We start from the raw sequence: 21,361 nt of genomic DNA on the forward strand, positions 1-21,361 counted from the left end.
CTCACTTGGCCGCGGAGGCCGCCGACGCCGGGGCCGCCGACGCGGCAGCCCCTGGCGCGGCACCCGCCGGCTGCGAGGCCGCCGGGTTCCACGGCACCGGCTTCACGGCGGTCACGCCGCGCAGCTTCTGGAAGCCGTCGACCATGATCTTGTCGCCCGCGGCCAGGCCTTCGAGCACGACCCACTGGCCGTCGCGGCCGCCGGCGATCTTCACCGGGCGCGGCGCGAACTTGCCGTCGTTGCCGACGACCAGCACCGTGTCGCCCTGGTTGCTGCGCGTCACCGCCTGCTGCGGCACGAGGATCGCGTCGGACGCCGAGGCCTGCTCCAGGCGCACGCGCACGTACATGCCCGGCAGCAGCGCGCCCTTGGGGTTGGGCACTTCGGCGCGCAGCGTGATCTGGCCGGTGGTCTCGTCGACCGTCAGGTCCGAGAACAGCAGCTTGCCGGCCGTCGGGTAGACGCTGCCGTCGTCGAGCACGACACGCACCGGCACGGCACCGCCGACGCTCTTGAACTTGCCCGCGGCGATCGCCTGGCGCAGCCGCGTCACGTCGGCCACCGGCTGCGTGAAGTTGACGTAGACCGGGTCGATCTGCTGCACGACGGCCAGCTGCGTCGCTTCGCCCTGGCCGACCAGCGCGCCTTCGGTCACCAGCGCACGGCCGATGCGGCCGGAGATCGGCGAGGTGACGGTGGCGTAGCCGAAGTTGATGTTCGCGGTCTGCACCGCGGCCTGCGCGGCGGCGACGTCGGCCTCGGCGGCCTTGGCCGACGCGACGGCGTCGATGTAGTCCTGCTGGCTGATGGCGTTGGCCTTGACCAGCGGCTCGTAGCGCTGGGCCTGGGCGCGGGCCTGGGTCAGCGACGCCTCGGCACGCGCGAGCTGGGCGCGCGCGCTGGCCAGCGTCGCCTCGTACGGCGCAGGGTCGATGCGGAACAACACCTGGCCGGCCTTGACGTCGCTGCCTTCGGTGAAGCGGCGCTCGACGAGGATGCCGGCGGCGCGGGCGCGCACCTGCGCGACGCGCGAGGCCTCGGTGCGGCCGGGCAGCTCGGTCACGACGGGCACCGTCTGCACCGTCGCGGTGACCACGCCGACCTCGGGCGGCGGCGGCGCCTGACCACCGGCCTGTGCCGGATCCTGCTTGGAACAGGCGGCCAGCATCACGGCCACCGGCACCGCCAGCAGCGGCCACACGAAGGCGCGGCCCGGCGACTTCACGACACGACGCGTCGAGGACATGCGGAAAACCTTTCTTGTTCGCGAACCGGGGGACAAAGACCCCCAACGGCCCGTTGGATGGAGCAACCCCCGGGCCAAAAGCCGCCGACTATACATACAATCGCGTATGTATGTTTAAGCCAGCCTGAAGCCATGGCCCGACGCACCAAGGAGGAAGCCGAGGCGACCCGCGCCCGGATCCTCGATGCGGCAGAACGCGAATTCCACAACAACGGCGTTTCCGGAACGTCGCTGGAGGACATCGCGCGCGCGGCGGGCGTGACACGCGGCGCAATTTACTGGCATTTCCGTGACAAGGCTGCGCTCTTCGAAGCCATGATGGAGCGCGTCGTGCTGCCGCTGGAGACCGAGATGCTGCGCGCCGGCGACCCCGAAGTCGCCGATCCGCTGACCTTGGTGCGCCAGGCGACGCTGGGCGCCTTGCGCGCCGCCGTCGAAGACGAGCAGGCGCGACGTGTGCTGGAAATCGCGCTCCACAAGGTGGAGTACGTCAACGAGATGCAGGGCGTGCGCGAGCGCCGCATCGCCTGCCTGGTCGAGCGCATCGGCCACCTCGCGGCGATGTTCGAACGTGCCCAGGCCGCCGGGCAGATCCGATTGGCGATGCCGGCGATGACCGCCGCCGGCGGCCTGCATGCGCTGATCGACGGCCTGCTGCACAACTGGATGCTCGACCCCGGAGCCTTCGACCTCGTCGCCTGCGGCGAAGCCCTGCTCGACGCCTACTTCCGCGGCCTGAACGCCCCGGCCTGATCCCCGCCGCCGGCACCGGGATTGCCCGGCGCGCGCGGGCCCGGGCCCTAGACTGGGCCGATGCCGCACGAAACCTCGCTGATCGCGACGATCGCCGCGGGGTTCGGCCTGGCGCTCGTGCTCGGCTACCTCGCGGTGCGCCTGAAGATGCCGCCGCTGGTGGGCTACCTGCTCGCCGGCATCGCGATCGGCCCGGCGACGCCGGGTTTCGTCGCCGACGTCGCGCTCGCCGGCCAGCTCGCCGAGATCGGCGTGATGCTGCTGATGTTCGGCGTCGGCCTGCACTTCTCGCTGGCCGACCTGCTGGCCGTGCGCCGCATCGCCGTACCGGGCGCGATCCTGCAGATCGCCGTGGCCACCGCGATGGGCATGGCCACCGCCAGCTTCTGGGGCTGGCGTCCGGCGGCGGCCTTCGTCTTCGGGCTGGCGCTGTCGGTGGCCAGCACCGTCGTGCTGCTGCGCGCACTGGAGGCGCGCGGCCAGGTCGACACCGTCAACGGCCGCATCGCGGTCGGCTGGCTGGTCGTCGAGGACCTGGTGATGGTGCTGGCGCTGGTGCTGCTGCCGCCGGTGGCGGCGCTGCTGGACGGCCAGACGCCGGTCGGCGAGGAGCTCGGCCAGGCGCTGCTGTGGACCTTCGCCAAGGTCGGCGGCTTCATCGTGCTGATGCTGCTCGTCGGCCGCCGCCTGCTGCCCTGGCTGCTGTGGCTGGCCGCACGCAGCAACTCGCGCGAGCTGTTCACGCTGGGCGTCGTCGCCGCGGCGGTCGGCGTGGCCTACGGCTCGGCCAAGCTGTTCGACGTCTCGTTCGCGCTCGGCGCCTTCTTCGCCGGGATGATGATGCGCGAGTCGGAGTTCGCGCACCGCGCCGCCGACGAGTCGCTGCCGCTGCGCGACGCGTTCTCGGTGCTGTTCTTCGTCTCGGTGGGCATGCTCTTCGACCCGGCGATCCTGCTCGCAGAGCCGCTGCGCGTGCTCGCTGTCGTGGCCATCGTGATGCTGGGCAAGACCTTCGCCGCGATCGCGCTGGTACTCGCCTTCCGCTACCCGCTGGGCAGCGCGATGACGGTCGGCGCCAGCCTGGCGCAGATCGGCGAGTTCTCGTTCATCCTCGCCGGGCTGGGCGTCGCGCTGGGCGTGCTGCCGGCCGAAGGCAACAGCCTGGTGCTGGCCGCGGCGCTGATCTCGATCGCCGCCAACCCGCTGCTGTTCGCCGCGATCGAGCCGGCGATGGCCTGGCTGCGCGAACGCTCGCCGGCGCTGCGCCGCTTCGAGGCCCGCGAGGACCCGCTGGCGGCGCTGCCCGAACACGTCGACACGCGCCGCCTCGAAGGCCTGGTCGTCGTCGTCGGCCACGGCCGCGTCGGCCGCGCGGTGACCGACGCGCTGCACGTGGCCGGCGTGCCCTTCATCGTCATCGACCAGAACCGTGAGCGTGTCGAGGCGCTGCGCGCAGCCGGCCTGCACGCCGTCTGGGGCGACGCCGCCGAGCCCCTGGTGCTGGTGCAGGCCCACGTCGCACGGGCCAGCGTGCTGGTCGTCGCGACCCCCGACACCTTCGACGTGCGCCGCGTCGCCGAGACCGCGCTGACGCTGCGCCCGGGCCTGGAGATCGTGGCGCGTTCGGCCGGGGCCGACGCCGACGCGCTGCTGCAGACCGCCGGCGTGGCGCGGGTCTTCGTCGCCGAGGCCGAGCTGGCCCACGCAATCGCGGCGCACACGGTGGCGCGCTGGCGCGGCGTCGGGCCGGCCTGAACGTGGCCCCCGGCCCGGGGGGTGCGCAACGCTTCTTTACCGGCGGCGCGGCAAGACCTCATCCGGGGCTCGGCCAGAATTTGCCGACACGCCTTTCCGAGAACCCACCGCGATGCCCGCCTTCCGCCGCCCCGCCCTCCCCGTCCGTGCGTCGTGGCCGGCGCGCCGCCAGGCGCTGGCGCTGCTGATGGCCGGGGCCGCCGGCGCCGCGCACGCCGAAGGTGCCGGGCTGATGGGGCTGATGCGCCGGCTGCGCGGCCCGCAGGGCGGCGAAGGCGAGCTCGACCGCGACGACGACGCGCCCGGCGGCGTCGTGCTGCCGGCCGGCGCGCGCTCCGAACTCAACCTGGCCTACGGCGACGACCCGGCGCAGAAGCTCGACGTTTTCATCCCCGCCGCTGGCGGCGAGCGCCGCCCGGTGCTGCTGATGGTGCACGGCGGCGCCTGGATGGTCGGCGACAAGGCCAACCGCGGCGTCACCGCGGCCAAGGTGGCGCGCTGGCTGCCGCGCGGCTGGATCGTCGTCTCGACCAACTACCGCATGGACCGCCAGGCCCCGAACCCGCTGCAGCAGGCCGACGACGTCGCGCGTGCGCTGGCCTTCGTGCAGCAGAAGGCCGCCGGCTGGGGCGGCGACGGCGAGCGCGTGCTGCTGATGGGCCACTCGGCCGGCGCCCACCTCGTGGCGCTGCTGGCCGCCGACGCGCGCATCGCCGAGCGCCGCGGCGCACGCCCCTGGCTGGGCACGGTGGCGCTGGACAGCGCGGCGCTGGACGTGGTGCAGATCATGGAAGGCTCGCACTACCGCTTCTACGACCGTGTCTTCGGCAAGGACCCGGCGGTCTGGCGCGACAACTCGCCCTACCACCGCCTGGCCGGCACGCCGCGGCCGATGCTGCTGGTGTGCTCGTCGCAGCGCAAGGAGAGCTGCGGCCAGGCCGAACGTTTCGCCGCCAAGGTGCAGGCCGCCGGCGCGCGCGCCCAGGTGCTGCCGGTGGATTTCAATCACGGCGGCATCAACGCCGAACTGGGCAAGGACACGCGCTACACCGAGCAGGTCGAAGCCTTCATGAAGTCGCTCGGCTTGCCCTGAAGGCCCGCCGACGGCGGCACGGGTACACGGCTTGCCGTCGCGGCCTGCCGTGAAGATCGCCCAAGTCGCCCCGCTGATCGAACGTGTGCCGCCCGAAGCCTACGGCGGCACCGAGCGCGTCGTCTCCTACCTCACCGAGGCGCTGGCGGCCCAGGGCCACGAAGTCACGCTGTTCGCCAGCGGCGACTCGCGCACCGCCGCGACGCTGGTGCCGATGTCGCGCCGCAGCCTGCGCGGCGACCCGGCGCGGCCGGACTGGCTGATGCGCCACGTGATGATGGTCGACCGCGTCTTCGAGCAGGCCGCGCGCTTCGACGTCATCCACTTCCACATCGACTTCCTGCACTACCCGCTGGCCCAGCGCTCGGCGACACCCAGCGTAACGACGATGCACGGCCGGCTGGACCTGCCCGAGCTGCGCCCGCTGCACGCGCACTTCCGCCGCCACCCGCTGGTGTCGATCTCGCATCACCAGCGCCTGCCGCTGCCCGACGCCCACTGGTGCGCCACCGTGCACCACGGCCTGCCGCACGATCTGTACCGCTTCCACGAGCAGCCCGGCGACTACTTCGTCTTCCTCGGCCGGCTGTCGCCTGAAAAACGCGTCGACCGCGCGATCGAGATCGCCGTGGCCTGCGGCGTGCAGCTGCGCATCGCCGCCAAGGTCGACCCGGTGGACCGCGCCTACTTCGAGCACGACGTCGCGCCGCTGCTGGCGCACCCGCTGGTGCACTTCATCGGCGAGGTCGGTGACCGCGAGAAGAACGACCTGCTGGGCAACGCCCGCGCGCTGCTGTTCCCGATCGACTGGCCCGAGCCTTTCGGGCTGGTGATGATCGAGGCCTTCGCCTGCGGCACGCCGGTCGTCGCCTACCGCTGCGGCTCGGTGCCCGAGGTGCTCGACGAGGGCGTCACCGGCTTCATCGTCGACGACCAGGCCGGCGCCGTCGAGGCCGCGCGGCGCATCGGCGAGATCGACCGCCGGCGCTGCCGCGACGAGTTCGAACGCCGCTTCACCGTCGAGCGCATGGCTTCGCGCTACGTCGAGGTCTATCGCGCGCTGATCGCCGAGCGCGCCGGGAGCCTGGCATGACCGGTCCGATCCGCATCGGCGACGAGTGGTACGTCACGGTGGCCGCCGCACGCGCCGACAACAACCCGTACGTGCTCAAGAGCGACGACAGCTTCGCGCTCTTCGACCGCGTGGGCGACATCCGCGCCTGGGGCGAAGGCGAACAAGGCCTGTACCACCGCGACACGCGCTACCTCTCGCGCATGGAGCTGCTGGTCGACGGGCTGCGGCCGATGTTCCTCGGCGCGACGGTCAAGGAGCGCAACAACCTGCTGATCGTCGAGGCGATGAACCCCGACCTGCTGGCCGACGGCGCGCTGCGCGTGCCCAAGGGCGAGATCCACCTGTTCCGCGCCAAGCTGCTCTGGGACGACGCCTGCTGGGAGCACCTGCGCCTGACGCACCACGGGCTGGAGGCGGTGGACCTGGAGCTGACGCTGCAGTTCGACGCCGACTTCCGCGACCTGTTCGAGGTGCGCGGCACGGCGCGGGCGCAGCGCGGAACGGCGCACCCGCCGCGGCGCCAGGGCGACACGCTGGAGTTCGCCTACGACGGCCTGGACGGCCTGCGGCGCACCAGCCGCGTGACGCTGCAGCCCTCGCCCGACACCTGGGGCGAGCGCGAGGTGCGCTACCGGCTGCACCTGACGCCCGGCGCCGAGCTGCACCTGTACTGCACCGTCGCCTGCGACGTCGGCGAAACGCCGCGCACGCGCGCCCCGGGCTACGACGCCGCGTTCCGCGCCAACGCCCAGGCACGCGAGCACCAGGCCCGCGGCGCCGGCCGCATCCGCAGTTCCAACCCGCTGGTCGAACGCTGGCTGGAGCGCTCGGTGGCCGACGTCGCGATGCTGACCACCGAGCTGCCGACCGGCCCCTACCCCTACGCCGGCGTGCCCTGGTACTCGACGACCTTCGGCCGCGACGGGCTGATCACCGCGCGCGAGCTGCTCTGGCTGGACCCGGCGCTGGCGCGCGGCGTGCTCGAATGCCTGGCCGCCTCGCAGGCCACGGCCGTCGACGACGAGCGCGACGCCGAGCCCGGCAAGATCCTGCACGAAGCGCGGCAGTGCGAGATGGCGCGCACGCGCGAGGTGCCGTTCGAGCGCTACTACGGCACGATCGACGCGACGCCGCTGTTCGTCGCGCTGGCCGGCGCCTACTGGCGCCGCACCGCCGACCTGGCCTTCGTGCGCCGGCTCTGGCCGCACGTGCTGGCGGCGCTGCAGTGGATCGACCGCTGGGGCGACCGCGACGGCGACGGCTTCGTCGAGTACGCGCGGCGCAGCAGCCGCGGCCTGGCGCAGCAGGGCTGGAAGGACTCGCACGACTCGGTGTTCCACGCCGACGGCCGCCTGGCCGAAGCGCCGATCGCGCTGTGCGAGGTGCAGGCCTACGTCTACGAAGCCAAGCGCTACGGCGCCGAGCTCGCCGCCGCGCTCGGCGAGAGCACGCTGGCGCAGCAGCTGGAAGACCAGGCCGCGACGCTGCGCCGCGCCTTCCACGCGCGCTTCTGGTGCGAGGAGCTGGGGCTGTACGCGATCGCGCTGGACGGCGACAAGGCCCCCTGCCGCGTCGCCACCTCCAACGCCGGCCACACGATGTGGACCGGCATCGCCGCGCCCGAGCACGCCGCGCGCATGGCCCAGCGATTCGGCGAACCCGACTTCTGGACCGGCTGGGGCATCCGCACCGTGGCCGCGGGCCAGGCGCGCTACAACCCGATGTCCTATCACAACGGCTCGATCTGGCCGCACGACAACGCGCTCGTCGCGATGGGCCTGGCGCGCTACGGCCACACCGACGCCGCGACCCGCGTGATGGACGGGCTGTTCGAGGCCACGCTGCACTTCGCCCAGCACCGCATGCCCGAGCTGTTCTGCGGCTTCCACCGCCGCGACGGCGAAGGGCCGACGCTGTACCCGGTGGCCTGCGCGCCGCAGGCCTGGTCGGCGGCGGCGGTGTTCGGCATGCTGCAGGCCAACCTGGGGCTGGAGATCGACGCCCCGGCTGGCGTGCTGTCGCTGCGCTCGCCGCGGCTGCCGTCCTTCATCGACTGGCTGGCGCTGCACGACCTGCGTGTCGGCGAGGCCAGCGTCGACCTGCTGCTGCGCCGCTACGACCGCGACGTCGGCGTGCAGATCACGCGCAAGGACGGGCCGCTGGAAGTGCGCGTCGCGGTCTGAAGGCCCGGCGCGCTACAGCAGGCGCCGGACGACGCGCCCCGCGTGGTCGGCGATGTAGAGCCGGGTGGCCGTCGTGCAGCGCGCGACGAAGTCGGCGTGGCGCTGCACGCGTTCGAGGTCGGGGTGGTAGGCGGCGAACACCTTCTCCAGGCGACCGTCGGCGCCGCGCCGCACTTCGACGACGCGGTAGAGGGTGGTATGCGAAACGGAATCGGGATTCATCGGCTGACGGGCCGGATGCGTCGTGACGGGCGCGCAACCGGTCGATTGTTCTGCATCCGGCGGGCCGCGGATTTGACGCGGCCCGGTGCCGGGGCCGATCAGCGGCAGCACAGAAGGCCCGCAGGGCCGGGCAGACGCCTGTGCGCCGGAGCTGCCGGCAGCTCGCGAGCCGGGTAACTCGCCAGTAATTCCGCCGGCCATAAGGTCGGTTCGAGCACGTGTCGTGTTCGACGAACCCAAAGGGAGTTGCGATGTCCAGTTTGATGTTGATGCGGCTGACCGCCGTGGCGGCCCTGGTGTGTTTGACCGCGTGCGGCGGCGGAGGAGGCAGCAGCGACAGTGCCACCAGCGGTGACGGCGGTGGCGGCAGTACGGGCGGCGGTGGCAACACCGGCGGTGGCGGCAACACGGGCGGTGGCGGCGGCGACACCGGCGGGGGTGGCAACGGCGGCGGCGGCGGCAGCGGCGTCAGCCTGCAGGACTCGATCTCCGCCGGCGTCGACTTCACCGTCGCCTTGCGCGCCAACGGCCTGCCCATCGCCTGGGGCGACAACGCACTGGGGCAGTTGGGCGGCGGCGCCCCGTTGGACGGCAGCTCGGCCCGGACGGTGGACACCGTGCCCTCGGCCTCCGTCTCGGCCGGCATCTACGGCGCCCAGGCGCTGACCTCCGCCGGCACGGCGACCGGCTGGGGCCGCAACGCCACCGGCTGGCTCGGCGGCGAGGTTCCGCTGATGGGCGACAGCACGGTGAGCGTGCCGCGTTCGGTGCCTTGGGGCGACAAGATCAAGCAGGTGCAGGCGGACCCGGCCGGGCTGTCGATGGCGCTGCGCACCGACGGCAGCGTCTGGTTCCTGCCCGGCATCAGCGAGGCCGGCACGACGCTCGGCGTCACGGTCGTGAGCCCGCAGCGGGTGGCCGGGCTGTCCGACGTCATCCAGCTCAGCACCGGCCCTGGCCTGCACCACGCGGTCAAGTCCGACGGCACCGTCTGGCGCATCGACACGACCTGGGGGTCCGGGTCCGCCACCCAGGTGCTCGGTGTCACCGGGGTCATCAAGGCCGCTTGCGCGCCGGCGCACTGCCTCGGGCTGCGCGCGGACGGCACGGTCCTCGAATGGGGCACCAACCTCAACGGGACGTTGATCGACGGCACCCCTTACAACGACCAGCCGGTGGTCGTCGACGGGCTGTCCGGCGTCACGCAGGTCGCCGTCGCCGGCACCGGGTCGGTGGCGCTGACGAGCAGCGGCCAGGTTCTGACCTGGGGCGAAGCCGAGGTCACCGGCCGCGCCGGAACGACCGCGCCCGAGGCGACGCCGACGGCTTTGCCCGGCCTGTCGGGCGTGCAGGCCGTCAGCTGCGGGCCCAGCCACTGCGTGGTCAGACGCGACGACGGCAGCGTGTGGGGCTGGGGTGCGAACAACAAGGGCCAGCTGGGCACCGGCACGCTGAACGCCGTCGAACTGGCCCCGGTCCAGGCCGTGGGCGTCAACCTCAACTGAGCCCGGGCGCGGCCACCGGGGCCGGCCGGTCACTCGACCTGCGCCGGGTCGTGGCGCGCCGTCACCTTCTCGAAGGCGACGGCGGCGCCGCGCAGCGCTTCGGCCACGGCGTCCTGCCACACGCCGGTCACGGCCTTGTTAAGAGCGGCCCGAAGAATGCGCGGCTCCAAGAGCAATCCACAGGAGCCGGCATTGTCCCGAGAGCCCACAAGCGCGCGTCGCGTCCGCTTCGCTGCCCACAACATCCTGCTGATCGGCACCCTGCTGGCGCTGACGGCCTGCGGCAGCGACGATGACCCGGCGCCGACGCCGGACGCCGCCGCCGAGCTGGCGCTGCTGGAGACGACGGACCTGCACTACTACGCCCGCAGCTACAACTACTACGCCGACAAGGCCGACAACGGGGTCGGCCTGGAGCGCACGGCGACGCTGATCCGCCAGGCGCGCCAGGAGTTCGCCAACACCCTGCTCGTCGACAACGGCGACACCATCCAGGGCACGGTGCTGGGCAGCTACGAGGCCCAGGTGCAGCCGCTGGCGCCCACCGAGCAGCTGACGATGTACAAGGCGATGGCGACGCTGAAGTACGACGCCGGCACGCTGGGCAACCACGAGTTCAACTTCGGCCTGCCCTACCTCAGCCAGATCCTGGGCGGCGGGCTGCAGGTCGACGGCGTCGACCCGAAGATCGGCAGCAAGGACAAGGGCCCGGGCTTCCCGATCGTCGCGGCCAACGTCACCAGCCTGAAGACCGGCAAGCCGCTGGTCGAACCCTACGTCATCCTCGAACGCCAGCTGACGGCCAAGCAGGCCGACGGCACGACCGTCACGCATCCGATCAAGATCGGCGTGCTGGGCATCACCACGCCCGGCATCCTGAACTGGGACAAGGACAAGCTCGAAGGCAAGGTCAGCACCCAGGACGGGCGCGACACCGCCGCCAAGTACGTGCCCGAGATCCGCCGCAAGGGTGCCGACCTGGTGTTCGTGCTGCTGCACGGCGGCATGAACGCCGGCGGTTATGCCGCGAACATGGAGAACCCCGGCTACTACATCACGAAGGACGTGCCGGGCATCGACGGCATCGTGATGGGCCACGAGCACAACACCTTCCCCGACCGCGGCACCAAGCCGGTCTACACCTTCGACGGCGCGGACAACACCAAGGGCACCGTCAACGGCGTGCCGGCGGTGATGGCCAGCTCCTGGGGCAAGGCGCTGGGCGTCATCAAGTACGCGCTGAAGTGGGACGGCAAGGCGCACAAGTGGTCGCTCGACACCGCCAACACCGCGGTCGAGGTTCGCACCATCCAGACCGGCAGCAACCCGAGCACCTACGTCGCCAGCGACAGCGCCGTCGTCGAGGCGGTCGCCACGCTGCACGAGAAGACGCGCGCCTACGTGGCCTCGCCGATCGGCAGCAGCGACTTCCGCATGAGCTCGATGTTCGCCGAACTCGGCGACTCGACAGCGCTGCAGGTCGTCAACCAGGCGCAGCAGGAGCACGTGGCGAACTACGTGAAGAAGAACCTGCCGCAGTACGCCGCGCTGCCGGTGCTGTCGGTCACCGCGCCGTTCAAGGCCGGCTACGGCAGCAGCAGCGACTACACCGACGTCAAGGCCGGTTCGCTGACCGTCGCCGCCGCGGCCGACCTCTACCTTTACGACAACAACACGATCAACGCGGTGAAGGTCACCGGCGCGCAGATCAAGCTGTGGCTGGAGAACGCCGCCGGGCGCTTCAACCGCATCGACCCGGCGAAGACCGAGGACCAGTGGCTGCTCAACGACAGCAAGACGGGCGTGCAGACCGGCTCGTCCTTCCCGGGCTACAACTACGACGTCTTCACCTCGCCGGACATCAGCTACGAGATCGACGTCACCCAGGCGCGCTACAACGTCAACGACCCGAGCCAGGGCGGCGAGCGCATCAGGAACCTGCGCTACAAGGGCCAGCCGATCGACCCGGCGCAGGAGTTCATCGTCGCCACGAACAACTACCGCGCCAACTCCAGCGCCCCGTACATCCTGGGCAGCGGCAAGAAGTTCGACATCGTCTGGGCCGCGCCCGACGCCAACCGCGAAGTGGTGCTGAACTACGTCAAGGCGCGGCAGAACCTGGTGCGCGCCAGCGACGGCGCGGCTCGCAGCTGGCAGTTCACGAAGGTCGCGACCGCCGGCAACGTGCTGTTCAAGTCGGGCAAGGACGAACTGGCGCTCGCCCAGGCCGCGGGCCTGGCCAACGTCAGCGTCTACCGCGCCGACGACAACGGCATCAACAGCGGCACCGGCAGCTACACGGTCTACCGCGTCGATCTGAGCCAGTGATCGAGAAGAACGTCTGATGCGACGGACGAGGCCACCTTCGGGTGGCCTTTTCGTTTTCGCAGGGAAGGCCGGGCCGAGGCGGGCGCGGGCCGCAGCACCCGCCCGTGCGACGCGCCCGCTGCCATCGTGCAGCAGCTAGAAGCCGAGCTCGTGGACGAAGACCGCGCGCGTGGGCACGAGCACGGAGAAAGCCCTGGAACACGAAGTACGGTCTTCGGTGGGCCGGTCGAAGTGCGCCGTTCATGTTCCCGGCTTGCATGCGCGGGGGGTGGCTGGCGACGCCGAGTTCATCGTGTCGGGAGACCACGGCTCGCTTGCGTGCCTCAGCGACTGATGACGAGCGCCAGCAACATGACGGCGGCAGCCAACAGCAGGAAGATCGCCCGAACCGTCCATCGGGCAGCGCGAGTGCGATCACCGCCAAGCAGGTGAATCTGACCCCAACGACCAACGGAGAACTTCTTCATGTTCCGCCTGGCGAAGCGATTCGCCTGCTCCGTCGGAAGAATCCGATCCCGTTAGAAGGCTGCACAAGAACGTTGCAGCTGCCGCGGAGCGATTTCCGCAACGGAATCAAAGAGTTGGATGGTCGGGGTGACACGATTCGAACGTGCGACCCACTGCTCCCAAAGCAGTTGCGCTACCAGGCTGCGCTACACCCCGAAGCTGTCGATTGTAGCCGTCGCCCCTTGCGCGGCCGCTCGCCGCCCTGGGGGGTCAGATCAACTCGGCGGGCGCCGGCAGCTGCAGCTGCCGCGCGACGTCCATGCACTGGCGGATGTGCTGTTCGCAGACGATCTTCAGCGCCGAGAACGTCAGCGCCGCCGACACCGCCTGGCCGGCCAAAGGCACGACCTTGGCGGCCTGCTTGGTCGTCAGCCGCACGCCGACGGTGCGCACGATGCGCAGCACGACGTCGCGCGTGACGAGGCGGCCGACGAGCACGCCGCCGCCGACGCTGATCGCCTTGTAGACGACGAGGCGCCGGTCGGGCGCCAGGCGTTCGACCTGCTCGGCGCTGAGGCCGAACTCGGCGTTGATCTCGGGCAGCAGCTTGACCAGCGTGCCGACGTCGGTGATCCAGTCGATGCCCGGGATCGGCACCGCGGCGACGCCGGCGGCCACCAGCGCCCGGCGGGTGACGAGGCGCCGTGCGCGTGCCGCGGCGGCTTCGATCTCGGCCTCGCTGCCGGGCACCACCACCCAGTCGCCGGGGGCGGCCATCGTCAGGGCCTCGCCGGCATCACGACGATGCCGTCCTCGTCGGCGACGACCCACTCGCCCGGCGCCACACGCACGCCCTGCACCTGCACCGGCAGGTCGCGCTGGCCTTCGTTGCGCTTGACGGTGGGCATCGGCATCGCGGCCAGCGCACGGATGCCGACGTCGCAGGCGGCCAGTTCGGCCAGGTCGCGCACCGCGCCGTCGACGACCAGGCCGGCCCAGCCGTTCCTGGCCGCCGCGGCGGCCAGGTTGCCGCCGACCAGCGCGCGGCGCCGCGAGCCCCCGCCGTCGACGACGAGTACGCGCCCGCGGCCCGGCTCGTCGAGCGCGGCCTTCACGAGGCTGTTGTCCTCGTGGCACTTGACCGTGCTCGCCGGGCCGGCGAAACGCACGCGGCCGCCGTAGCTCGTGAACACCGGCGGCAGCACGCGGAACTCGCCGCCGTCGCCGGCGTCCTTGTGTGCGTCGCAGAGGTCGCAAGTGGAGAAGTCGTCCATCGTCGGTCTCCCTGGGAAGAATCCTAAGCGCGCCGCGCAGGCCGCGGCCAAAGCCCCACGCCGGCCATCTAACGCGCCGGCTCGCGCGGCGCCGGCGGCAGCATCACGCGGTGCTCGCGCACCGTCTTCAGGATGATGGACGTGGACGTCTCGGCCAGCAGGCACAGACGCGACACCACGGCGTCGAGGTGGGCGACGTCGGTGACCGCGATCTCCAGCATCCAGCTGTCCTCGCCGGTGATGTTCCAGCCGTTGACGACCTCGGCCGTCTGCTCGATCAGTTCGAGCATGCGCGCGTAGTCGGTGCGGCCGACGCGCACCAGCGCGCGGATGCCGTAGCCCAGCGCGCCCAGGTCCACCGTCGCGCGGTAGCCGGTGATGACGCCGGCGGCTTCGAGCTTGCGCACGCGCTCGGCCACCGCCGGCTGGCTGAGGTGCACGCGCCGGCCGAGTTCGGCCAGGCTCAGGCGGGCGTCGGCCTGCAGTTCGGCGAGCAATCGGGTGTCGTAGGCGTCCAAGGCGTAGCTCATTCAGAACCTTTGTTTCCACGGCGAAGCGTCGCGACGAGCTTTGATTCTGCATGGATCTGCCGCGTTTGCCTTCTTATGATCTCGCCCCATGCCCACCGTCGCCCTGACCCCGACCACCACCCGGCTGTCGCCGCTGCTGCTGGCCTGCCTGGCCTCGACCTGGTTCGTCTGGGGCTCGACCTATCTGGCGATCAAGTGGGCGCTGGTGAGCTTCCCCCCCTTCTTCCAGATGGGCACGCGCTTCGTCGCCGCCGGGCTGGTGCTGGGCGCCTTCGCACGCTGGCGCGGCGCGCGCTGGCCCGACCGCGCGCAATGGACCAGCGCCTTCATCCTCGGCGCGCTGATGCTCGGCGGCGGCTACGGCGCCACCGCGTTCGCCCAGCAGAGCATCAGCTCGGGGCTGGTCGTGGCCTTCATCGCCGTCGTGCCGGCGGTGGTCGCGCTGTTCGAGCTGCCTTACGGCGTGCGGCCGTCGCGGCTGGAAACGGCCGGCATCGCGCTGGGCCTGGTCGGCATCGTGCTGCTGACGCAGGGCGAAGGTTTCGGCGCCTCGGCGGCCGGGCTGGTGTCGATGGCGATCGCCTGCACCGCCTGGTGCGCCGGCAGCGTCTGGGCCAAACACGGGCTGCCGGGCGGGCGGAAGCTGGAACTGGCGCCCGGCGCCGCCGGCTACGCCAGCCAGATGCTCGCCGGCGGCGTGCTGCTGCTGGCGCTGTCCTGGGGCGCGGGCGAACAACCGACGCTGCCGCCGGACCCGCGCTCGCTGGCCTGCTGGTTCTACCTCGTGGTCGCCGGCTCGCTGATCGGCTTCAGCGCCTACATGCTGCTGCTGCAGCGCACCAGCACCGCGCTGGCCTCGAGCTACACCTTCGTCAACCCGGTGATCGCGATGGTGCTGGGCGTGACGGTCGGCGGCGAAGTCGTCGGCGCCGGCGAGATGCTGGCCGCCGGCATCGTCACCGCCAGCGTCGTGCTGCTGCTGGCCGGACGGCGCTGAGTCAGCGCCGGGCGGCCGCGGCGCGGATCTGCGCCAACGTCGCACGCGAGGTGCTGACCTCGACGTCGAGCAACAAGTGCAGCAGCGCCGGCTTGCCGGCCGCCAGCGCGCGCTCCAGCGCGGCCTCGAAGTCGGCCGTCTTCGCTACCGTCTCCCCGGCCCATCCGTAGGCCCGCGCCAGCGCGGCGAAATCGGGGTTGCAGAGCTCGGTGCCGCTGATGCGCCCCGGGTACTCGCGCTCCTGGTGCATGCGGATCGTGCCGTAGCTGCCGTTGTCGACGACGACGACCAGCAACCGCTCGACACCCGCGGCACGCGCCGTCGCCAGCTCCTGGCCGGTCATCAGGAACTCGCCGTCGCCGAGGAAAGCGACCGCCTGGCGCCCGGGCTGCAGCACGGCTGCGGCCACCGCCGCCGGCAGGCCGTAGCCCATCGCACCCGAGGTCGGCGCCAGCTGCGTGCGGCCGTGGTGCTGCAGGCCGGGGTAACGCAGGAAACGGTGCAGCCAGCCGCTGTAGTTGCCGGCGCCGTTGGTCCAGACGGTGTCCTCGGGCAGGCGGCGCTGCAGCATCTGCACGACGGCCGCCAGGTCCAGCGGCTCGACCGGCGTCGGCACCTGGTTGGCCTCGTAGTCGGCACGCGCGGCCTCGGCCCAGGCGCCGTCGCGGCCCGGCGGCGCGGCGAGCGCCTCCAGCGCCTTGGCAGCGCTGCGCATCGAGGCCTGCAGCATCAGGTCGGCGGCGTAGACGCGGCCCAGTTCCTCGGGGCCGGCGTGCACGTGCACCAGCTTCTGGGCCGGGCGCGGTGCCTGCAGCAGCGTGTAGCCGCCGGTCGTCATCTCGCCCAGGCGCACGCCCAGCGCGATGACGAGGTCGGCGTCGCGCACCCGCGCGGCGAGCTTCGCATTGATGCCGATGCCGACGTCGCCGGCGTACAGCGGGTGGGCGTTGTCGAAGGTGTCCTGGAAGCGGAAGCCGCAGGCCACCGGCAGGCGCCAGTTCTCGGCGAAACGCTGCAGCGCCGCGGCGGCCTCGGCATCCCAGCCGCTGCCGCCGGCGATGACGATCGGCCGCTCGGCCTCCAGCAGCAGCCGGCGCAGGTCGCGCAAGGCGCCGGGCGCCGGCCAGGCCAGCGCCGGCTCGACACGCGGCAGCACCGGCGCGGCGGTCTCGCGCGTCAGCATGTCCTCGGGCAGCACCAGCACCACCGGGCCGGGCCGCCCCTGCATCGCGGTGTGGAAGGCGCGCGCGACGTACTCGGGCAGGCGGTCGGCGTCGTGCACCTCGCCCACCCACTTGGCCATGCCCAGCGTGCCGGGGCCGAACATCTGGCGGTAGTCGACTTCCTGGAAGGCTTCGCGGTCGCGCTGGTCGCCGGCCACCTGGCCGATGAGCAGCAGCATCGGCGTCGAGTCCTGGAAGGCCGTGTGCAGCCCGATCGCGGCGTTCGACGCGCCGGGGCCGCGCGTGACGAAGCAGACGCCGGGCCGCCCGCTCAGCTTGCCCTGGGCCTCGGCCATGAAGGCCGCGCCGCCTTCGTGGCGGCAGGCGACGAAGCGGATTTGCTCGCGGTGCTCGTGCAGGCCGTCGAGCACGGCCAGATAACTCTCGCCGGGCACGCCGAAGCAGGTGGTGACGCCCTGGGCGACGAGGGCCTCGACGAGCGCATGGCCGGCGAGGCGGGAACGGGTGCTGTCGTTCATGGCGGCGACTCTAACGCCGCCGCGGCCGCGCTCAAGCCAGCGCCAGCCGCCGGCGGTGCACCGCCAGGCCGACGAAGGACGCCGACAGCACGCCCAGCGCCATCGCCACGGCCGAGCCGCCGAAGACGGCCTGTGGCAGGCCGGCGTCCATCAGCGCGCCGAACACCGGCGCGGCCATCGCGTTGCCGGTGTCCAGCCCCGAATAGACGGTGCCGTAGACACGCCCGGTGGCGCCCGGCGGCGCGGCGCGCTTGATCAGCATGTCGCGCGAGGGGCCGGCCAGCCCGGTGCCGAAACCGGCCAGCGACGCCACCGCCAACGCCACCATGCCCGGCAGCCAGCCGCTGGCCACCAGCAGCAGCATCGCCGCGGCCAGCGCCATCGCCGCGGCGATGATGCGTTCCAGGCGTTCGGTGCGGTCGATGAGGAAGCCGCCGACGATCATGCCGGCCGCGCTGGCCAGCATGTAGCCGGTGACGACGAAGGCCGTGGCTTCCAGCGGCAGGCCGTACATGCGGCCCAGCGCCGGGCTGGCGAAGCTCTGGATCGCCGCCAGCGCCACCGTCGTCCAGAAGAAGAACGAGAAGCACAGCCAGACGCTGGGCAGCTTCAGGAAAGCCATCGGGTGCTCGCCGCCGCCGGCCGCGGCGCTGCGCGTGGCGGCGACGTGGGCCTCGTGGTGGTCGTCGATCAGGTCGCGGCGCAGCACCAGCAGCGCCAGCACCACCGCGGCCAGCACGGCGCAGCCCAGATAGGCGGCACGCCAGGAGCCGAACGCCGTGTTCAGGCCGATCAGGAACACCGGCGCCAGCGCCCAGCCGAGGTTGCCGCTGATGCCGTGCACCGAGAACGCATGGCCCAGGCGCTGCGGCGAGACGCGCCGGTTGAGGATCGTGAAGTCCGCCGGGTGCAGCGGCGCGTTGCCCAGCCCGGCCAGCACCGCCGCCACCGCCAGGCCGCCGAAGCCCTGCGCCGAAGCCGCCGCCAGCGAGCCGGCGACGAAACAGGCCATCGCGCCGTAGAGCACCGGGCGTGCGCCGATGCGGTCGACGACGAAACCCGCCAGCGCCTGGCCGATGCCCGAGACGACGAAGAACACCGTCACCAGCAGCCCGAGTTCGGAATAGCTGAGCCCGAAGTCGCGGATGAACGCCGGGAACATCGGCGGCAGCAGCAGGTGGAAGAAGTGCGAGCTGCCGTGCGCGAGGCCGATCAGCGAGATCGTCGCGACGTCGCGGCGGGCGTCGCCGGCGGGCGTGGAGGCGGTCGTGGTCATGAAAAGCAGCGTAGCGGCGCGCTTCGCGGCGCAGTTACGATGGTCGGCCAACTTCTGTCGAATCCGTGCCACGCCCTGCCCGCCCCCGCGCCTCGCGCAGCGAATTGCCGCTGGACCCGGCGGTGCACGCCCCCAGCGCCGCCCACCCGGTCTGGGTGCGCAAACGCGCCTTGCGCGCGGCGACACGCATCGTGCCGCACCGCCACCCGTGGGCGCAGGTGGCGTTCTCGGCCACCGGCGTCGTGCGCCTGACGGTGCCCGACCACACCTTCATCGTGCCGCCGACGCGTGTCGTCTGGGTGCCGCCCGACGTCGAGCACTTCGTCTCGGTCGTCGAGGACGCCGAGCTGGTGACGATGTACGTGCTGCAGGACCAGCCCCGCGGCCCGCAGCCGCTGGCCGGCAGCGCCGCCGGCGACTGGAGCCGCTGTCGCGTGCTCGAAGCCTCGCCGCTGCTGCGTGAGCTGGTGACCGAACTGGCGCGCGAAGACGTGGTGCAGGAACCGGCGCGCGAACACTGCCTGGCCGCGCTGCTGCAGGACGAGCTGGCACGAGCCCGGCCGCTGCCGCTGGGCGTACGCCTGCCGGCCGACAAACGATTGCGCGCGCTGTGCGACGCCGTGCTCGACGACCCGGCGCGCCACGACAGCCTGGAGGGCTGGGCGCAGGAAGCCGGCGCCAGCGTGCGAACCGTCGCACGCCTGTTCCGCCAGGAGCTGGACACGAGTTTTGCCGCCTGGCGCCAGCAGGTGCTGCTGGCCAAGGCGCTGTCGATGGCCGCGGCGCGCCGGCCGATGAGCCACATCGCCGCCGAACTGGGCTACGCCAGCCCCAGCGCCTTCAGCGCGATGGTGCGGCGCGCCGTCGGCATGCCGCCCAGCCGTTTCTTCAACGCGGGCTGATCAGGCCCCGGCGGGTTGACGCCTTGCCTGCGGCCACAATCTGGGGCTGCAGCGGCCGCAGGCCGCACGAGAGACATCGATGGACACCGACGAGATCGTCTACGACTACACCCGCCAGGACGCCAGCGGCGCGAGCTGCACCGCGCACGCCTGGGCCAAGGTGCCCGCCGCGCTGCCGCCGGCCGAACGCGAGGCCGCCAAGGCGCGCATCGCCGAGCTGCTGAAAGCCCGCGACGCGGTGCTGGTGGCCCACTACTACGTCGATGGCGACTTGCAGGACCTGGCGCTGGCCACCGGCGGCATCGTCGCCGACTCGCTGGAGATGGCGCGTTTCGGCCGCGACCATGCGGCGAAGACGCTGGTCGTCGCCGGCGTGCGTTTCATGGGCGAGAGCGCCAAGATCCTGTCGCCCGACAAACGCGTGCTGATGCCCGACCTGGACGCCACCTGCTCGCTGGACCTGGGCTGCCCGGCCGACGAGTTCGCCGCGTTCTGCGACGCCCATCCCGACCGCGAGGTCGTCGTCTACGCCAACACCAGCGCCGCGGTGAAGGCACGTGCCGACTGGATGGTGACCAGCTCCTGCGCGCTGGCGATCGTCGAACACCTGAAGAACCAGGGCCGCAAGATCCTCTGGGCGCCCGACCGCCACCTCGGCCGCTACATCCAGGAGCAGACCGGCGCCGACATGCTGATGTGGAACGGCGCCTGCATCGTGCACGACGAGTTCAAGGGACTGGAGCTGGACCTGCTCAAGCGCGAGCACCCCGGCGCGATGGTGCTGGTGCACCCCGAGTCGCCGGCCTCGGTGGTCGCGCAGGCCGACGTCGTCGGCAGCACCTCGCAGCTGCTGAATGCCGTGATCCGCGGCGACGCGCCGGCCTACATCGTCGCCACCGACAACGGCATCCTGCACCGCATGCGCCAGCTGGCGCCGGGCAAGACGCTGATCGAGGCGCCGACCGCCGGCAACAGCGCCACCTGCAAGAGCTGCGCGCACTGCCCGTGGATGGCGATGAACGCGCTGCAGGGCGTGCTCGCCTGCCTGGAGCACGGCGCCGGCGAGATCACCGTGCCCGAACCGACCCGCGCCCAGGCGCTGGGCTGCATCGAACGCATGCTGGACTTCGTGCAGCGCCATCCGGCGGCCGTCGCGAAGCCGGCGCAAGGGTTTGTTCCGAACGTGGGGGTTGCATGAACGAGACGCTGGAGATCGCGCGCGAGCGCAACGTGCGCGACGCGATCGCCGAGGACCTGGGCGACGGCGACTGGACCGGGATGCTGGTGCCGGCCGAACGCCGCGTGAAGGCACGCGTCATCGCGCGCGAACGCGCGGTGCTCTGCGGCCGCGACTGGTTCGACGCCGTCGTGCGAACGCTGGACCCCGCCGCGCGCATCGCCTGGCGGGTCGAGGAAGGCGAATGGATGGTGCCCGACGCACCCGTCGTTGAGATCGAGGGCCAGGCGCGTGCGCTGCTGGCCGCCGAACGCCCGGCGCTGAACTTCATCCAGCTGCTGTCCTGCACCGCCACCGAGGCCCGCCGCCACGTCGAGGCGGTGGCCGGCGCCTCGCCGCTGCCCGAAGGCTGCGCGATCCTGGACACGCGCAAGACGATTCCCGGCCTGCGCCAGGCGCAGAAGTACGCGGTACGCGTCGGCGGCGGCCGCAACCAGCGCCTGGCGCTGTGGCACGGCATCCTGATCAAGGAGAACCACATCGCCGCGGCCGGCGGCGTCGGCCAGGTGCTGGCCAACGCGCGGGCGCTGAACGCCGGCGTCGAGATCCAGATCGAGGTCGAAACGCTGGAGCAGCTGCGCGAGGCGCTGGCCGCCGGCGCGACCAGCGTGCTGCTGGACAACTTCGACCTCGAGCGCATGCGCGAGGCGGTGGCGATCAACGCCGGCCGCGCGCTGCTGGAGGTCTCGGGCAGCGTGCAGCTCGAGCAGCTGCGTGCCATCGCCGCCACCGGCGTGCACCGCATCTCGATCGGCAAGCTGACCAAGGACGTCAAGGCGGTCGACTTCTCGATGCGGGTCGTCGAGGAGTTCTGAGCGCCGCGGCCTCAAGTCCGG

19 protein-coding genes and 1 tRNA gene are annotated in these 21,361 nt (G+C 72.0%); 11 read left to right on the plus strand and 9 right to left on the minus strand.

Annotation, left to right across the window (positions count from 1 at the left end):
• Window position 1: 1 nt before the first annotated feature.
• The gene (locus RGE_RS15695; RefSeq protein ID WP_014429425.1) at window positions 2-1,246 is read right to left on the minus strand and encodes an efflux RND transporter periplasmic adaptor subunit; all 1,245 of its coding nucleotides are present in this window, start codon (window positions 1,244-1,246) and stop codon (window positions 2-4) included.
• 132 nt (window positions 1,247-1,378) lie between these two features.
• Between RGE_RS15695 and RGE_RS15700 the strand changes: the two genes are divergently transcribed.
• The 5 genes from RGE_RS15700 (at window position 1,379) to RGE_RS15720 (ending at window position 8,105) form a co-directional block, all read left to right on the plus strand.
• Window positions 1,379-1,999, plus strand: a complete 621-nt coding sequence (locus RGE_RS15700) for a TetR family transcriptional regulator (RefSeq protein ID WP_014429426.1) — start codon at window positions 1,379-1,381, stop codon at window positions 1,997-1,999.
• Between the two features lie 60 nt (window positions 2,000-2,059).
• Window positions 2,060-3,754, plus strand: coding sequence for a cation:proton antiporter domain-containing protein (locus RGE_RS15705; protein ID WP_014429427.1), 1,695 nt, complete (start codon window positions 2,060-2,062; stop codon window positions 3,752-3,754).
• Window positions 3,755-3,866: 112 nt separating this feature from the next.
• Window positions 3,867-4,847 carry an alpha/beta hydrolase gene (locus RGE_RS15710; protein ID WP_014429428.1) on the plus strand — a complete coding sequence of 327 codons (981 nt, stop codon included), beginning with the start codon at window positions 3,867-3,869 and terminating at the stop codon, window positions 4,845-4,847.
• A gap of 49 nt (window positions 4,848-4,896) precedes the next feature.
• Complete coding sequence (locus RGE_RS15715; RefSeq protein ID WP_014429429.1) at window positions 4,897-5,940, plus strand: glycosyltransferase family 4 protein; 1,044 nt, start codon at window positions 4,897-4,899, stop codon at window positions 5,938-5,940.
• Entirely contained in the window at window positions 5,937-8,105 is a 2,169-nt protein-coding gene (locus RGE_RS15720) for an amylo-alpha-1,6-glucosidase (RefSeq protein ID WP_014429430.1), read from the plus strand. Before RGE_RS15715 ends, RGE_RS15720 begins: the two co-directional genes overlap by 4 nt.
• A 12-nt stretch (window positions 8,106-8,117) precedes the next feature.
• Here RGE_RS15720 and RGE_RS15725 read toward each other — a convergent pair whose 3' ends face one another.
• On the minus strand, window positions 8,118-8,327 hold the full coding sequence (locus RGE_RS15725) for a hypothetical protein (RefSeq protein ID WP_043784182.1): 210 nt from the start codon (window positions 8,325-8,327) through the stop codon (window positions 8,118-8,120).
• Between the two features lie 251 nt (window positions 8,328-8,578).
• Here RGE_RS15725 and RGE_RS23350 point away from each other — a divergent pair, with 251 nt between their 5' ends.
• On the plus strand, window positions 8,579-9,832 hold the full coding sequence (locus RGE_RS23350; protein WP_148280208.1) for an RCC1 domain-containing protein: 1,254 nt from the start codon (window positions 8,579-8,581) through the stop codon (window positions 9,830-9,832).
• A 156-nt stretch (window positions 9,833-9,988) separates the two neighbouring features.
• The gene (locus tag RGE_RS15735; RefSeq protein ID WP_052311013.1) at window positions 9,989-12,160 is read left to right on the plus strand and encodes a bifunctional 2',3'-cyclic-nucleotide 2'-phosphodiesterase/3'-nucleotidase; all 2,172 of its coding nucleotides are present in this window, start codon (window positions 9,989-9,991) and stop codon (window positions 12,158-12,160) included.
• Window positions 12,161-12,483: 323 nt separating this feature from the next.
• Here the strand turns inward: RGE_RS15735 and RGE_RS24330 are convergent, their stop codons facing one another.
• The 5 genes from RGE_RS24330 to RGE_RS15755 form a co-directional block, all read right to left on the minus strand.
• Complete coding sequence (locus RGE_RS24330) at window positions 12,484-12,627, minus strand: hypothetical protein (RefSeq protein WP_014429434.1); 144 nt, start codon at window positions 12,625-12,627, stop codon at window positions 12,484-12,486.
• Window positions 12,628-12,746: 119 nt separating this feature from the next.
• Window positions 12,747-12,823 (minus strand) — tRNA-Pro (locus RGE_RS15740).
• Window positions 12,824-12,877: 54 nt separating this feature from the next.
• The gene (locus RGE_RS15745; protein ID WP_014429435.1) at window positions 12,878-13,384 is read right to left on the minus strand and encodes a hypothetical protein; all 507 of its coding nucleotides are present in this window, start codon (window positions 13,382-13,384) and stop codon (window positions 12,878-12,880) included.
• A gap of 2 nt (window positions 13,385-13,386) precedes the next feature.
• Window positions 13,387-13,881 carry a ribonuclease E activity regulator RraA gene (gene rraA, locus RGE_RS15750; protein WP_014429436.1) on the minus strand — a complete coding sequence of 165 codons (495 nt, stop codon included), beginning with the start codon at window positions 13,879-13,881 and terminating at the stop codon, window positions 13,387-13,389.
• A 68-nt stretch (window positions 13,882-13,949) separates the two neighbouring features.
• Window positions 13,950-14,411 carry an Lrp/AsnC family transcriptional regulator gene (locus tag RGE_RS15755; protein ID WP_014429437.1) on the minus strand — a complete coding sequence of 154 codons (462 nt, stop codon included), beginning with the start codon at window positions 14,409-14,411 and terminating at the stop codon, window positions 13,950-13,952.
• An 88-nt stretch (window positions 14,412-14,499) separates the two neighbouring features.
• Between RGE_RS15755 and RGE_RS15760 the strand changes: the two genes are divergently transcribed.
• A complete protein-coding gene (locus RGE_RS15760) occupies window positions 14,500-15,408 on the plus strand; it encodes an EamA family transporter (RefSeq protein WP_014429438.1) in 909 nt (302 codons plus the stop codon).
• Between the two features lies 1 nt (window position 15,409).
• Here the strand turns inward: RGE_RS15760 and RGE_RS15765 are convergent, their stop codons facing one another.
• Window positions 15,410-17,110 carry a thiamine pyrophosphate-binding protein gene (locus tag RGE_RS15765; protein ID WP_014429439.1) on the minus strand — a complete coding sequence of 567 codons (1,701 nt, stop codon included), beginning with the start codon at window positions 17,108-17,110 and terminating at the stop codon, window positions 15,410-15,412.
• Between the two features lie 31 nt (window positions 17,111-17,141).
• Complete coding sequence (locus RGE_RS15770; protein ID WP_014429440.1) at window positions 17,142-18,386, minus strand: MFS transporter; 1,245 nt, start codon at window positions 18,384-18,386, stop codon at window positions 17,142-17,144.
• Window positions 18,387-18,451: 65 nt separating this feature from the next.
• On the opposite strand from RGE_RS15770, the gene RGE_RS15775 reads away from it, so the two are divergent.
• The 3 genes from RGE_RS15775 (at window position 18,452) to nadC (ending at window position 21,340) form a co-directional block, all read left to right on the plus strand.
• Entirely contained in the window at window positions 18,452-19,288 is an 837-nt protein-coding gene (locus RGE_RS15775; protein WP_014429441.1) for an AraC family transcriptional regulator, read from the plus strand.
• A gap of 79 nt (window positions 19,289-19,367) precedes the next feature.
• Window positions 19,368-20,486, plus strand: a complete 1,119-nt coding sequence (gene nadA / locus RGE_RS15780; protein ID WP_014429442.1) for a quinolinate synthase NadA — start codon at window positions 19,368-19,370, stop codon at window positions 20,484-20,486.
• Window positions 20,483-21,340 carry a carboxylating nicotinate-nucleotide diphosphorylase gene (nadC, locus tag RGE_RS15785; protein WP_014429443.1) on the plus strand — a complete coding sequence of 286 codons (858 nt, stop codon included), beginning with the start codon at window positions 20,483-20,485 and terminating at the stop codon, window positions 21,338-21,340. The genes nadA and nadC overlap by 4 nt, the downstream gene beginning before the upstream one ends.
• The last annotated feature ends 21 nt before the right edge of the window (window positions 21,341-21,361 follow it).

Origin of the sequence: Rubrivivax gelatinosus IL144 (assembly GCF_000284255.1) — a bacterium.
GTDB classification, from domain to species: Bacteria; Pseudomonadota; Gammaproteobacteria; order Burkholderiales; family Burkholderiaceae_C; genus Rubrivivax; species Rubrivivax gelatinosus_A.

Excerpts from the sequence above, each read along its gene's own strand:
- RGE_RS15695 (WP_014429425.1), bottom strand. The coding sequence starts at position 1,246 with ATGTCCTCGACGCGTCGTGTCGTGAAGTCGCCGGGCCGCGCCTTCGTG.
- RGE_RS15700 (WP_014429426.1), top strand. The coding sequence starts at position 1,379 with ATGGCCCGACGCACCAAGGAGGAAGCCGAGGCGACCCGCGCCCGGATC.
- RGE_RS15705 (WP_014429427.1), top strand. The coding sequence starts at position 2,060 with ATGCCGCACGAAACCTCGCTGATCGCGACGATCGCCGCGGGGTTCGGC.
- RGE_RS15710 (WP_014429428.1), top strand. The coding sequence starts at position 3,867 with ATGCCCGCCTTCCGCCGCCCCGCCCTCCCCGTCCGTGCGTCGTGGCCG.
- RGE_RS15720 (WP_014429430.1), top strand. The coding sequence starts at position 5,937 with ATGACCGGTCCGATCCGCATCGGCGACGAGTGGTACGTCACGGTGGCC.
- RGE_RS15725 (WP_043784182.1), bottom strand. The coding sequence starts at position 8,327 with ATGAATCCCGATTCCGTTTCGCATACCACCCTCTACCGCGTCGTCGAA.
- RGE_RS23350 (WP_148280208.1), top strand. The coding sequence starts at position 8,579 with ATGTCCAGTTTGATGTTGATGCGGCTGACCGCCGTGGCGGCCCTGGTG.
- RGE_RS15735 (WP_052311013.1), top strand. The coding sequence starts at position 9,989 with ATGCGCGGCTCCAAGAGCAATCCACAGGAGCCGGCATTGTCCCGAGAG.
- RGE_RS24330 (WP_014429434.1), bottom strand. The coding sequence starts at position 12,627 with ATGAAGAAGTTCTCCGTTGGTCGTTGGGGTCAGATTCACCTGCTTGGC.
- RGE_RS15745 (WP_014429435.1), bottom strand. The coding sequence starts at position 13,384 with ATGGCCGCCCCCGGCGACTGGGTGGTGGTGCCCGGCAGCGAGGCCGAG.
- rraA (WP_014429436.1), bottom strand. The coding sequence starts at position 13,881 with ATGGACGACTTCTCCACTTGCGACCTCTGCGACGCACACAAGGACGCC.
- RGE_RS15755 (WP_014429437.1), bottom strand. The coding sequence starts at position 14,411 with ATGAGCTACGCCTTGGACGCCTACGACACCCGATTGCTCGCCGAACTG.
- RGE_RS15760 (WP_014429438.1), top strand. The coding sequence starts at position 14,500 with ATGCCCACCGTCGCCCTGACCCCGACCACCACCCGGCTGTCGCCGCTG.
- RGE_RS15765 (WP_014429439.1), bottom strand. The coding sequence starts at position 17,110 with ATGAACGACAGCACCCGTTCCCGCCTCGCCGGCCATGCGCTCGTCGAG.
- RGE_RS15770 (WP_014429440.1), bottom strand. The coding sequence starts at position 18,386 with ATGACCACGACCGCCTCCACGCCCGCCGGCGACGCCCGCCGCGACGTC.
- nadA (WP_014429442.1), top strand. The coding sequence starts at position 19,368 with ATGGACACCGACGAGATCGTCTACGACTACACCCGCCAGGACGCCAGC.
- nadC (WP_014429443.1), top strand. The coding sequence starts at position 20,483 with ATGAACGAGACGCTGGAGATCGCGCGCGAGCGCAACGTGCGCGACGCG.